This is a genomic window from Rhizobium sp. SU303 (assembly GCF_021052345.1).
In the GTDB taxonomy this organism is placed as follows: domain Bacteria; phylum Pseudomonadota; class Alphaproteobacteria; order Rhizobiales; family Rhizobiaceae; genus Rhizobium; species Rhizobium laguerreae.
On sequence record NZ_CP088096.1, the window covers coordinates 178,543 to 191,018 of the forward strand.

10 protein-coding genes are annotated in these 12,476 nt (G+C 61.5%); 4 read left to right on the plus strand and 6 right to left on the minus strand.

All coding sequences use genetic code 11. The features are described from left to right. Nucleotides 1-5 precede the first annotated feature (5 nt). The 3 genes from RlegSU303_RS25440 to RlegSU303_RS25450 all read left to right on the plus strand — a co-directional run bounded on the left by RlegSU303_RS25440 (nucleotide 6) and on the right by RlegSU303_RS25450 (nucleotide 1,974). Nucleotides 6-1,274, plus strand: a complete 1,269-nt coding sequence (locus tag RlegSU303_RS25440; protein WP_017956450.1) for an MGH1-like glycoside hydrolase domain-containing protein — start codon at nucleotides 6-8, stop codon at nucleotides 1,272-1,274. A 116-nt stretch (nucleotides 1,275-1,390) separates the two neighbouring features. Further along, a complete protein-coding gene (locus RlegSU303_RS25445) occupies nucleotides 1,391-1,666 on the plus strand; it encodes a ribbon-helix-helix domain-containing protein (RefSeq protein ID WP_017956449.1) in 276 nt (91 codons plus the stop codon). Nucleotides 1,667-1,674: 8 nt separating this feature from the next. Then, the gene (locus RlegSU303_RS25450) at nucleotides 1,675-1,974 is read left to right on the plus strand and encodes a type II toxin-antitoxin system RelE/ParE family toxin (RefSeq protein WP_094088075.1); all 300 of its coding nucleotides are present in this window, start codon (nucleotides 1,675-1,677) and stop codon (nucleotides 1,972-1,974) included. A gap of 38 nt (nucleotides 1,975-2,012) precedes the next feature. Here the strand turns inward: RlegSU303_RS25450 and RlegSU303_RS25455 are convergent, their stop codons facing one another. The 6 genes from RlegSU303_RS25455 to RlegSU303_RS25480 form a co-directional block, all read right to left on the minus strand. Then, nucleotides 2,013-4,640 carry an AAA family ATPase gene (locus RlegSU303_RS25455; RefSeq protein WP_017956448.1) on the minus strand — a complete coding sequence of 876 codons (2,628 nt, stop codon included), beginning with the start codon at nucleotides 4,638-4,640 and terminating at the stop codon, nucleotides 2,013-2,015. Next, nucleotides 4,637-5,761 (minus strand): metallophosphoesterase family protein, encoded by a 1,125-nt coding sequence (locus tag RlegSU303_RS25460; RefSeq protein ID WP_231283892.1) that lies wholly within the window; start codon nucleotides 5,759-5,761, stop codon nucleotides 4,637-4,639. Before RlegSU303_RS25460 ends, RlegSU303_RS25455 begins: the two co-directional genes overlap by 4 nt. Nucleotides 5,762-6,110: 349 nt before the next feature. Continuing rightward, entirely contained in the window at nucleotides 6,111-7,757 is a 1,647-nt protein-coding gene (locus RlegSU303_RS25465; protein ID WP_094088073.1) for an acetolactate synthase large subunit, read from the minus strand. Between the two features lie 96 nt (nucleotides 7,758-7,853). After that, complete coding sequence (locus RlegSU303_RS25470) at nucleotides 7,854-8,723, minus strand: DUF6030 family protein (RefSeq protein ID WP_131620717.1); 870 nt, start codon at nucleotides 8,721-8,723, stop codon at nucleotides 7,854-7,856. Nucleotides 8,724-9,142: 419 nt separating this feature from the next. Continuing rightward, a complete protein-coding gene (locus RlegSU303_RS25475) occupies nucleotides 9,143-9,865 on the minus strand; it encodes a ribonuclease activity regulator RraA (protein WP_017956444.1) in 723 nt (240 codons plus the stop codon). Between the two features lie 70 nt (nucleotides 9,866-9,935). After that, nucleotides 9,936-10,721 carry an IclR family transcriptional regulator gene (locus RlegSU303_RS25480; protein WP_026158174.1) on the minus strand — a complete coding sequence of 262 codons (786 nt, stop codon included), beginning with the start codon at nucleotides 10,719-10,721 and terminating at the stop codon, nucleotides 9,936-9,938. Between the two features lie 214 nt (nucleotides 10,722-10,935). On the opposite strand from RlegSU303_RS25480, the gene RlegSU303_RS25485 reads away from it, so the two are divergent. Continuing rightward, a complete protein-coding gene (locus tag RlegSU303_RS25485) occupies nucleotides 10,936-12,456 on the plus strand; it encodes an ABC transporter substrate-binding protein (protein ID WP_017956442.1) in 1,521 nt (506 codons plus the stop codon). The last annotated feature ends 20 nt before the right edge of the window (nucleotides 12,457-12,476 follow it).

A 12,476-nucleotide genomic window follows, 5' to 3' on the forward strand; every position in this document is an offset into this window, starting at 1 on the left:
CCAGAATGAACACGCATATTGACCAGGCGAAGCGCATCCTCGCCGTGAACGATCGCGGCGGCTATACCGTGCCGACCGACCGGCTCTATCCCTTCCAGTGGAACTGGGATTCCGCCTTCGTCGCCATGGGCTTCGCGCTCTACGATATCGATCGCGCCTATCGCGAGCTGGAACGGCTGGTCGAGGGCCAGTGGGCGGATGGAATGATCCCGCATATCGTCTTCCACGCGCCAAGCGAAACCTATTTCCCGGGGCCGGATGTCTGGCGCACGCAGCACACGATCCCGACCTCCGGCATAACCCAGCCGCCGGTCTTCGCGATCGCACTGCGCAAGCTGCATGAGGTCGCCGGCAACGAGGACGAGACGCGCACCCTGCCCCTTTACGAGGCGGCGCTGAAATGGCACCGCTGGTGGTATTCCGCCCGCGATCCTGAAGGCACCGGGCTCGTCGCGCTGCTGCATCCCTGGGAAAGCGGCAGCGACAATTCTCCCGCCTGGGACATCGCGCTCGCTCGTGTACCCACCACCACCGATACCCCCGTCGTGCGCAAGGATACCGGCCATGTCGATGCCGACATGCGCCCGCGCGACGAGGATTACCGCCGCTTCATTCATCTGGTCGATACCTATGCCGCCTGTGGCTGGGAGCCGGCGAAACAATGGGAAATGGCGTCCTTCAAGGTCGCCGAGATCCAGACGACCGCCATCCTGCTCAAGGCCGGCGAAGACCTCGAGCACCTTGCCCGCCTGTTCGGCCGGACCGAGGACGCGATCGAGACCGCTGCCTTCAACAACCGCACTCGCAAGGCGATAATGGCCCAGTGGCGGCCGGACCTCGCGCGCTTCGTCTCCCGAGACCTGATCTCCGGGGCAGATGTCGAAGCGGCAACGCAAGCCGGTTTCATCCCCCTCCTCTCGCTGGACCTCGACAAGCATGTTGCCGACGCGCTGGTTTCGGAAATGAAAGCCTGGTCCAAGGATCTCAAGGTCGCCTTTCCGACGACGAAGCCGGGCATCGCCAGCTGGGAGCCGAAGCGTTACTGGCGCGGCCCCGCCTGGGCGATCATCAACTGGCTGCTGATCGACGGACTGAAGCGCAATGGCCATGCGGATGTCGCCGAAGAGCTGCGGCAATCCACCATCGCAGCGATCGAGACGGAAGGTTTCGCCGAATATTTCGACCCGGTCACCGGCCAAGGCTGCGGAGGCCTCGGCTTTTCCTGGACTGCTGCCGCGTATCTGTGGCTTGAGGGAGGCACAGTCCGTGCTTGAGTGTAGAGCCGCGCCCAGCTGCTACTCTCCGCGATGAGCGCTCCAGGGGTCGCCTACATATAAAGCGTATGATTTAATCATACGGTGTGTTATAAGGAGATAACCGAGGACACACTATGCGTACAACCCAACCCCTTACCATCACCCTCCCGCTGGATATGGCGCAGATGGTGAAGGCCAAAGTCAGCTCCGGCGAATATGCGACCGAGAGCGAAGTCATCCGCGACGGCCTGCGCACCTTGGCCGCCCGCGACGCCGCCGTTGAGAAATGGCTGCGCGACGAGGTCGTGCCTACTTATGATGAGATGAAAGCCCACCCCGAACGCGCCCTCTCCGTCGAGGAAGTCCGCCGGCGGCTCGATGCCCGTATGGCCGCTCACGCCAAGAAATAGCGCAGGGCATGAACTACAACGTCATTTTTGCGCCCAAGGCGAGCGACGACCTCGAAAACCTGCTGGTGTACCTGATAGACGAGGCCGGGCCGGAGACGGCTCGCAACTACGTCGGTAAGATTGTGGATTACTGCCTCAGCTTTGAGACGTTTCCCGAGCGAGGCGCCGTGCGTGACGACCTGCGGCCGGGACTGCGCGTCGTTGGGTATCGCGGCAAGGCAAGCATCGCGTTTGTGGTGGAAGAGAACATCGTATCTATCCTGCGTGTTTTCCATCGCGGCCAAGACGTCCGCTTCGACGATAATTAGCAAACGACTTAATCCAGACGACAGATCGACTGCTCGCCCTATTCCGGCTGCCATGGCTGCATGGTGAGCACGTTGCCGCCCAGCTTCGCGAAGGCGCGCTGGCGACAGGAGAAGACGAGGATCTGCTGGTCGCGTGACTGGCGGTGCAACGCATCGAACATCCGCTCGATCCGGTCGTCGTCGGAATAAACAAGCGCATCGTCGAGGATAACAGGCGCCGGCCGGCCGTCGCGGGCGAGTAGCCGGGCGAATGCGAGGCGGGTCAGCACCGAGAGCTGCTCGCGCATGCCGCCGCTCAGCCGGTCGACATCTTCGTCCAGGCCGTTGCGGCGCACGATCTGCGGCAGCAAGGTGTCGCCGTCGAAGGTGATCGAGATGTCGTCGAACAGCAAGCCGAGCAGCGGGGCGAGTTCGCTCATGACCGGCTTGAGATAGAGGTCACGCGCCGCTGCGCGCGTCGCTGTCAGCGCCTTGCGCAAGCGATCGAGCACGCCGACCTCCGTCTCGAAACGTTTCACCTGCTCACGCGCCGCTGCAAGCAAATCCCGGCTTTCCAACCAGTTTTCTTCCAGCGCACTGTCCGAGCGGGTGCGGATCTGACCGCCGAGGTCGGCAAGCTCTTCGCGAAGCCCGGCAATTTCGCGGCCTGCCGCGTCGGCGACCGAGCGCGCCCTGGCAAGGGCGGCCTCTGCGCCAGCGAGGTCCCGCCCTGTCCTGCGCAAAGGCCCGGCCCGGAGTTCGACAGCATCGAACTGCTCTTTGGCGTTGGCAAGTTTTACAACAAGGTCCTGCTGCAATTCCGTTCTGCTGGCTTCGGGGCCGATAATCGCCTCGATCGCCTCGCGTTCCTGGCCAAGCCTCGCATGCTCCGTCTGCGCCCGCAAAATCGCCTCGCCGGCCTCGGTGCGTATAACCGACACTTCCCGCGCCCGGTTCCGCGACAGTTCGATGCGCCGCGTCGCATTCGCGAGACGGGTTCTCACCTCTTCCGGGTCGGCGTCGAGTTCGACCGGACCCTGGCTGAGCTCGGCAAAGCGTGCGGCGTCGAGGTGAAGCGCGTCAATGCCATTCGGGGCGAGATCCGCGAGCCGCTGGCGCGCCCGCACCAGTTCCTCCTGCTTGTTCCGCGCGGCAATATCGCGCTGGCGTGCCGCCCGCAGACTGTCGACACCGAGCTTGGCAAGCAATGTTTGGCGCGTGGATTCCGCACTCTCGAGCGCCCCGTCCTGTTCTGCCTGCCTGCCGGAATGGATGGTCAGGGTGCCAACGCCTGATATTTCGAGCTTCGCCATCCCGGCAAAGCTTCTATCCTCGCCCCCGGGCAAAGGCTGGCGGTCCAAGCTCACCAATCCGGAGGCGTCCTTGAGGTAATCGATCCTGAGCGTGGGAAGGCCGACCTCGGCGGCCGCGCGCAAGCCGATGATCTTGAGATCCAGCGCTTCAAGCCGTTCGATCGCATCGGCAGGAATGGCGAGCAATGCATGCGCCGCCTCGCCATCTTCGATCTGCTGGCGCGCCGCTTCGGCCTGTTCCAGACGCAGACGCACCTCAGCCAGCCGCTCTGCGGCGTGGCGTGAACGGAGTGCCGCCTCCAGCCGCGCAAGCAGCTCGCGGTTCACCCGCTCTTCCTCTTCGGCTGCCTGCACCTCCGCCGTTGCGGCCTCGCTTTCAACAAGCGATGCCGTGCGTCGCTCGGCTGCATTTGAGAGTTCTTTTTCCGCCACGGCGAAACGCCGCGCGAGTTCGCCGCTGCGGTTCAATGCCGTGTGGAAGCGGTCGAATGCGTGCTGCGCCTCATCGCGGCGGCTGGCGGCCAAAGTAGCCTCGGCGTCGAGCGCTTTGAGCTCCCTGTCATGCAGTTTAGCAGCTTCGAGCACCGACTCGGCGTTGGTAATTGTCGTCTGCCGGCCGGCCTCCTCATCAGGGTTTTCCAGCTCGCTCAGCCTCGCCTGCACTGAGCGGCGGCGATCGAGCGCGCCGTGCAGCATCTCCACCTCCTTGGCCAGCCGCGCCTCCTCCGCCTGCAGCCGATCACGCTCGTCGAGAGCGGCGGCAAAGCGGCCACCGGTTTTGGGCCGGAGCGTCGCCGTGACCAGGCGATTGAGTTCTTCCTCGCAGGCTTCGAGAACCGCCGACATGCGCCGCCCGCCGGTCAGCGCCTCCACCTCGCCCTGCACCGAAGACAGCAGGCTTTCGCGCACCCGCTTGTCGTTCTCTTCCTCGCTCTTGCTGCGATTTTCGATGCCGGTGACGCCCTGGCGCACCCAGAGCAGGCCTGCCGGGCCGGACGTTCCGCCGGAAATGAGATCGCCGATGAAAGCCTCAGCCTCGTCGGCCTGGGCGACGATCCGGCCGCTGCCGAGATCGGTGACGCTGGCGCGCCGTCCGCTGTGGAACTGCTTGGTCAGGCGGTAGCGGCCGGCTTCGATCGTGATATCGGCCTCGACGATCGGATTGCCGCCGCTATAGGGGCGCAGCATCTGCACGCTCTTTGGATTGCCGCTGTGCGGCTGGAAGAATAGGGCATGCAGCGCCTCGAAACAGGTGGATTTGCCATGTTCGTTAGCGGCGCTCAGCACATTGACGCCGTCGGCGATTCCTTCGACGGATATGCCGCGGCCGGCGAAACGTTTGACATTATGGAGGCGAAGAGCGTTGAGTTTCATCGATCGATCGCCTCGCAATAGGAAAACAGGCGGATCAACGCCTCACGCGCCACGCCCCTATCATCGCCCGAGCGGGATTGGTCGAGGCTTTCGGCAAGCAGCAATTCCGCCGCATCGCGCAGTGCACCGGCTCGGTCGATGGTCTCGAGATCATCGCTCTCGCAGTCGGTCCCCAGAAGATCGGTATCGATCTCCAGATGCGCAAATTCCGGCGCGACCTGCTCCAGCAGGCTGATCATTGCCGTCCGCCCGTTCAACCGAGCACGGCCTGACAGCGCGACGCGCAATAGGGTTTGTCGCCGCGCGAACGGGTCCGGCAACGCGGCCTTCAGCGTTTCAACACCGTCTTCCGATGCCAGCAGGGGAAGGTGCAATGTTTGCCAGGAAAAGCTGGCGGTCGTCACCGCCGTCGTCGTCGGCATCGCCCCCTGCCCGGCAATGGAAACGACCATCGCCTGCCCCGGCCGGTCATGCTTGAAACGGTCCGGCTCGGGCGCGCCGCTGTAATATGTTCTGGGGTCGACCGCGACCGATCCGTGCCAATCGCCGAGCGCCATGTAATCGAGGCCGGCCAGCGCCGCGCGGTTCGGCGCAATTACGTTCGTGGCCGCGGCATCCTCCGAAAATTCCTGGATCGGGCCATGGGCGAGGCCGATGCGGATAGCGCCGTCCGGCGTGGCTGCACCCGTCATCCATTCGGTCAGGTCGCGGCCCGGCCTCCTGGTCGTGCAAGGCGCCGGCAGCAGGATGACGTCAGGTCCAAGCGGAAGGGGCGCCGCTTCCGTCGCCAGGATGACATTGTCGGGCACCACGCCGCGCGCAGCACTCCAGAGCTGGTCCGCCAGCAGCGAATCGTGGTTGCCCGGAAGCAGAACCCAGCGCAGCGGCGTATTCCGGGCCATCTCGCCAAGCGCTTGGCGAAGCACGGCCGGCGTCGGCGTCTCGGTATCGAACGTGTCGCCTGCGAGCAGGATGACACCAGCCCCATGCTCTCGTGCCGCACCGGCGAGTCTCCCGATCACGCCATGCCGCGCCTCGCGCAGGCGCCCTCTCAATTCCTCCGGAAGATTGCCAAATCGCTTGCCAATATGAAGGTCCGAACTGTGCAGGAAGGAAAACATTAATCAGCCATGTTTGCGATGCGCCGCGAGCTTTCGAGCATGGCCTACAGCGCCGCGCGTCTTTTCGGACACGCAAGGACACTGTAGCGCTTTGCAGTAGGCCTCGTCCGCGGTTCGCGATTCCGTTGTTCCGCGACAGACCATGCCTCCCGATATCAGGCGAGGCAAGCCTATCCTGGCTCAACAAGCTCTTATCCAACGCTTATCTAATTCTGCGGGATATTCGACACCGTATCCATCCCGCTCACGGACGAGGACGGCTGCTAATGCCGCCGGTAACCTCCGGGCGGAGTGCCACCTGATCCTGGTTAGAACGGTTGAACACCACCACCTTGGTGTCGGCCATCTCTCAGGCCTCCAATATCGCGGGGAGCCGTTCGCGAAGCTCCTTCACCAGCACGCGTTCATTTTCCGAGTAGTCGACCGGCACATTCACCAGATGGACGCCTCCTGCGGAGAATGCGTCTTCGAGCACCTGCTTGAACCGGCCGATATCCTCGACCCGGGTTCCCCTGGCGCCATAGGATTCAGCATATTTCACGAAGTCGGGATTGCCGAAGGTCATGCCAAAATCCGGGAACTTGTCCACGGCCTGCTTCCAGCGAATCATGCCGTAAGCATTGTCCTCGATGACAAGAACGACGAGGTTGAGTTTCAACCGGACGGAGGTCTCGAGTTCCTGGGAGTTCATCATGAAGCCGCCATCGCCGCAGATCGCCATGACACGCCGCTCCGGGTAGAGCATCGAGGCAACCATCGCCGATGGCAGCCCTGCTCCCATTGTTGCAAGAGCGTTATCGAGCAGCAGCGTGTTCGCCATCCGCGTTCGGTAGTTCCGCGCGAACCAGATCTTGTACATGCCGTTATCGAGCGCCAGGATGCCATCATGCGGCATCACCTCTCTTATATCGTGAACCAGCCGCTGTGGCGTGAAGCGATCTTCTGTTGCCCGCGCGGCGATGCGCTCGAGAATGCGCTCGCGGAGATGAAGAAGCGCCTGCGCGTTTGGCAGCTTGCCCTCGAGGCGATCCGCCAGCGCCTTCAGCGAAGGGCCGATGTCGCCGATGACTTCGGATTGCGGGAAATAGACCTGCTCGACGGTCGCCGGCTGATATCCGACATGGACGACCTTCGGGCCGCCCTTGCCCATGATGAAGGGTGGCTTCTCGATCGTGTCGTGCCCGATCGTGATGATAAGGTCTGCCTGTTCGATGGCCTCGTGGACATAATCCCGCTCCGACAGCGCGGCGGTGCCCATATAAAGTTCGGTTCCGCCAGGCACCGTTCCCTTCCCCATCTGGGTGGTAAAGAACGGAATGCGCGTACGGATCACAAACTGCGCGATGTCGGAGGTCGAGCGGGGGCGCGAGGCCGCTGCCCCGAACATCAGAAGCGGATGTTTGGCTGCGGCGATGAGGGCGGCGGCGCGATCGAGGGCCGCATCGCTTGCCGTCGGCAGTTCGAGTTGATGCGGCGCAATCAGCGCCACCTCCTGGCATTCTTCGGCCGCAATATCTTCCGGAAGCTCCAGATGCACCGGCCCCGGCCTTTCCTCCTGGGCGATGCGGAACGCCTCCCTGACCGTCGTCGGGATCATCTGCGGGGACACGATCTGCCGTGCGAGCTTGGTCAGCGGCTTCATCGACGCGACGACATCGACCACCTGGAAACGCGCCTGGCGGGACGAGAGGATCCCCTTCTGACCGGTTATCATCACCATCGGCATCGCGCCGAGCAAGGCATAGGCGGCACCTGTCGAGAGGTTCAGAGCGCCAGGCCCGAGCGTTGTCAGGCAGACGCCGGGCTTTCCAGTCAGGCGGCCATAGGTCGCGGCCATGAACGCCGCCGCCTGCTCGTGTCGGGTGAGGACGAGCTCAATCGACGACTTGCGGATGGATTCGACGACGTCGAGATTCTCTTCGCCTGGGATGCCGAAGATGCGCTCGACACCTTCGTTCTCAAGCGCTGCCACTAGAAGATCGGAGCCTTTGGTCATTGGATGTTTGCCCGTGCTGTTTGGATCGAGGCTTCCAGAAAGGAAGGCCTCTTGAAGATATGTTCTTTTCCGGGCCTGTCCATGCGTTCGGCGGCTTCAGCCACAATTCCAGCTTGATCTCGGATCGTGGCGGGTGCTTGCGCCGTCATTGAGCACTGGCTCCCGAGCGCTCCCTGAGGATGAAGCTCGCTGGAACATGACGGGCATTTGGAGCCAGCGCTCGGTCGAAAAGTACGCCTTAGTCCTCACCTGCGAATCTGAAGTCGCTTTAAGACCAAGAACAAAATTGAAGATATTTCCGCTGCCGGCTTCGCGCATGAAGCTGAGATAGGAGCCGAATCGTTCGTATTCGACATCTTGAAGGTTTTGGATGGACGCAAGAGCATCCTCGAAATCACGCCAGCACGCCTGCTTCACGATGATCTCGAAAATCCGCAGGACGGCCGGGGCGAGACGCCCCTGAGCGTCGGTCGTCGGCCCAATGATCTTGGCGCGGATCTCAAGAATATCGCCCAATTCATCTCCACGAACCTTAAGGAAGGTCGAGCTGAGTGGACGCACCTCGTCCCGTTCGTAGATGCGCTGAAAATAACATTCATAGCTGCGATTGCGCATCGATGCGGCTTTCCATTCGCTCATCTCGATGCCGGCTTCTCGAAGAGCACCGCAAAAGTTCGACCCCGAGACGCGCCACATCCGCAGAAATTGACTTGCCAACTCCAGCTTCGGGATCTCGATCAGCTGCAGCTGCAGCGGCATCGACGTCAGCGGGAGTGGAGGAGCCGCCGGATCAGGGCGGGCCGCTGTGCGAGATGATCGGGGAGCCTTATTGAGCGCTCGATTTTCGAAGGGGCCGACCGGATCTTCGAGATGATTTAATTCACGGTAAAAAACGACGATGCCTGCAAGGAGCGAAATTGATATCAAAAGCCCTGGCCAAAGCAGGGACCAGCGGTTCCTCGGCATTGGGAAATTCCGGCGCCAAGGCGGGCTGTCGCGAGGAGGATCGACTGCTGATGGCACTTTATCCACGGCGCGACCTCACAAGCAAATAGGAGCGGCTGCGAGTTCGAACTCAATCAATCTCGATCCTATTTGCCGATCAACCGGTGTCGGTCGGCGCATGGACCAATCAACCCTGCTGACGACTCCCCCTGAGATGAGCAACGGATGCGAAAAACGGTTCAGTCTGTCCGACTCACCTCTACACTGCAAGTGTGAAGTCGCGTGCGTGGAGCGTCAAGCAGCAACCCCAGTGGATGGCGCTCGTCCTCTAGTATTCCCGTGGCGGCTTTGCAATGTCGGCAGCATCGGCGAGCGTTTCAAAGAACGAACGCAATCTGCGAGCAGACGGCAGCCTTAGACAATACTTTGAAGCAATGGTGTCATGCCGTCATATGACGCGCTTGACGCCAGGCCTCATAACGCTCGAGGGTCTCTTTGTTGGGCGGGTATACTCCCAAGGTCGATTTGCCTGACTCGATTTCCAGCTTGAGAAACTCTTCCTGCTCCTCCATCGCAACAGCTTCTTCGGCAATGTCATCGACATATTCCCGCGGAATAACGATCACCGCTTCGCTGTCGCCAAAGATGATGTCATCGGGATAAACGGCGACGCCGCCGCAGGCGATTGGCTGGTTCATATCTGACGCATGGTGGGCAACCAGGTTCGCCGGCGCTGCCGGTCCCATGCAGTAGGTCGGGAGCCCCAGCTGCGCGATGTCGGCCGTATCGCGGACGCCGCCGTCGAGCACGAGGCCGGCGGCGCCACGATAGACGAGACGACGGGCAAGCATGGCGCCAATGCCGGCGACTTCCGCCAAGGAGCGGCAATCGAAGACGAGAACATGGCCGTCGGGGATCGTATCTATGGCCTTGCGCTGTTGATTGGATGGATCCGAACTGTAAGTCGAACCGTCGATATCTTCCCGTGCGGGGATGTAGCGTACGGTGACGGCCGGGCCGATCATCGGCTTGCCGGCGCTGGCCAGCGGCCGCACGCCGCGAACCGCGGTGTTCTTCAGGCCACGCTTCAGCAACAGAGTGCTGAGACTTGCAGAATTCGTCCGCAAAAGCTTTGCGTAAACTGATGGGTCCAAAGCCGTCATGAGATCCTCCATTGTCCGGTGGAAGCTCTACCACAACGAGAAGATAGTTCAATAAAGAATTTTATGTTTCTTATTTGGACAAAGGTTGCTTGCCATTAATCGCCTTTGTCAAGATGGCGGCACCCTCCACAACCTCGCGCTTGATTGCGCGCGCCCTGTCCGGCGTCGCTTCACCAATAAACGGGACGCTGATCGTCGCGACGAGTCGACCGTCGGAATCGAAGACGGGCGCGGCAAAGGCCCGGAGGCCGAGATTGGATTCCTGATTGTCCTCGGCGCATCCATTGCGCCGAATTTCAACGAGTGCTTCCTTCAGCGCTTCCGGATCGGTAATGGTATATGGCGTCTTCGACTCCAGTCCGCCGCTGCAATAGGCCTCTATGTCACCGTAGTCCGAATAGGCAAGAGCGAGCTTGCCGGCGGCGCCGACATGTTTACGCGAGCGGCTGCCGACCTTGATGAAAAGCGAATAATCGCCGGGACTGGAGGCTGCAAATATCGTCATCATCTCGTTGCCTTCGGGGGCGGCCAGCCTGAAGGATTCGAAAATGCGGTCAGCCGCAGCCGTCAGGATCGGCCTTGCCGCCTCGATCACCGTTGCCCTGTCGGCGCCGGGCGAGATGCGCCGCGCAAGCTCGACGAATTTTGGCCCCAGCTCGTAGGACGCTCCACCATTCACGCGCGCCACAAGCCCATGCGCGGCCAATGAATTGAGGATCCGATAGACGGTCGAGCGCGGAACTCCAAGCTGATCAACCAGCGCGGCCAAGGAAATTCCCGTCTTCGCATCGGCAACGGCCTCAAGCAGGTGGGCGGTCTTTTCGACGACGGGTGATCCATGCTTTGGTTCAATCATGAACTTTGAATTCCATATGAGAATTATAATATTGACTTCGCCGGACTGAGCGAGCATGCTCAATGGTGCGAGTGTCACATTTGACACTACGCGCTTGGCGGAGGAAGTAAAGCCATTTGGATACCCGCTGCGGCGGTGCGCAACCGGATGGTTTTCACAAGACGGCACTGCGATGGACGGGATGCCGCTCGTTTGGATCTGGAGGAGGGATTTCATGAAGAAGATGAAGGGAATTGGTGCGCTGAGTATCGGACTGGCATTTCTGCTGGCTCCGGGCAGCGCAATTCACGCCGACGCTGCCTCGGATAAGCTGACGGTGGTGGTGACCGATGAACCGAAGTCGCTCGATCCCTGTGATACCGACCTTTCGGGCAATTCTCGCATTCTGCACAACAACATCACGGAAGCGCTGGTCAATCTGAGCCCGGCCGACGGATCGGTCGTCCCGAGCCTTGCCACCGGCTGGCGGCAAGTGGACGAGCTGACCTGGGAATTCAAGCTCCGCGACGACGTCACCTTCCATGACGGCAAGGCGTTCGATGCCAGTGCCGTCGTTGCCGCTCTCAAGCGGGCGCAGGATCCGGCACTGGCCTGCGAAGTCGGACTTGCGACGTTGAAGGGCGTCAAGTTCAATGCAGAAGCGGTGAACCCGACGACCCTCCTCATCAAAACGGATATCGTCGAGCCGATCCTGCCGAACAAGATGTCCGCCGTGGACATCGGTTCGCCGGCGACCCCGAACGACGGCAAGTCGCGCTCCCCGGCCGGAACCGGACCTTACAAGTTTGCAGCGTGGACACCCGGGCAATCGGTCGACCTCGTGGCTTATGACGGCTACTGGGGCGACAAGCCGGCGATCAAGAACGCGACCATCATCTGGCGGGCCGAATCCGCTGTTCGTGCGGCGATGGTCGCCACCGGGGAGGCGCAGATCGCCTATGAAATAGCGCCCCAGGACGGCACCACGGAACAGGATCATGCCTTCCCGAACGCCGAAACCTCGCTGTTGAGGATCGACGCAGAAATTCCGCCGCTCAACGATAAACGCGTGCGTGAAGCCCTTAATCTTGCGATCGACCGGGACGGCCTTGTCGGCACCATCTTCCACCAGGATGCCCAAAAGGCGATGCAGGCGGTACCGCCGTCCGTGTTCGGCTTCAATCCCGACATCCCCGTCTGGACGTATGATCCCGAAAAAGCAAAATCCCTGCTCGCCGCGGCCAAAGCCGACGGCGTGCCGGTCGACAAGGAAATCGTTATCTACGGCCGCATCGGCATCTATCCCAATTCGTCCGAAAGCCTGGAAGCCATTCAGGCGATGCTCGCGGATGCCGGCTTCAATGCCCGGCTCGAAATGCTTGAAACAAGCCCGTGGCTGAAGAAGCTGCTGAAGCCTTGGGACAAGGAACGTCAGCCGTCGATCCTGCAGACGCAGATCGACAACACCGAAGGCGACGCCGTATTCACGCTGCCGAACCGTTTTACCACCGACGGCAACCAGTCGACCATCGCCGATGCCAAGCTCGACACATTGATTGCCGACGCGTCGAAGGCAACCGGCGACGAACGCAAGAAACTGTTCGAGGAGGCGTTCAGCTACATCGCCGTCGATGCGGTCAATATCGTCCCGCTGTTCCACATGGTCACGATTGCGCGCGTCGCCGAGAACGTCACCTATACGCCCGATGTGCAGGCCGGCAACGAGATCAAGCTTAAATCGATCAGCTACCGCTGACGGCGCAGACTGGTTGCCGA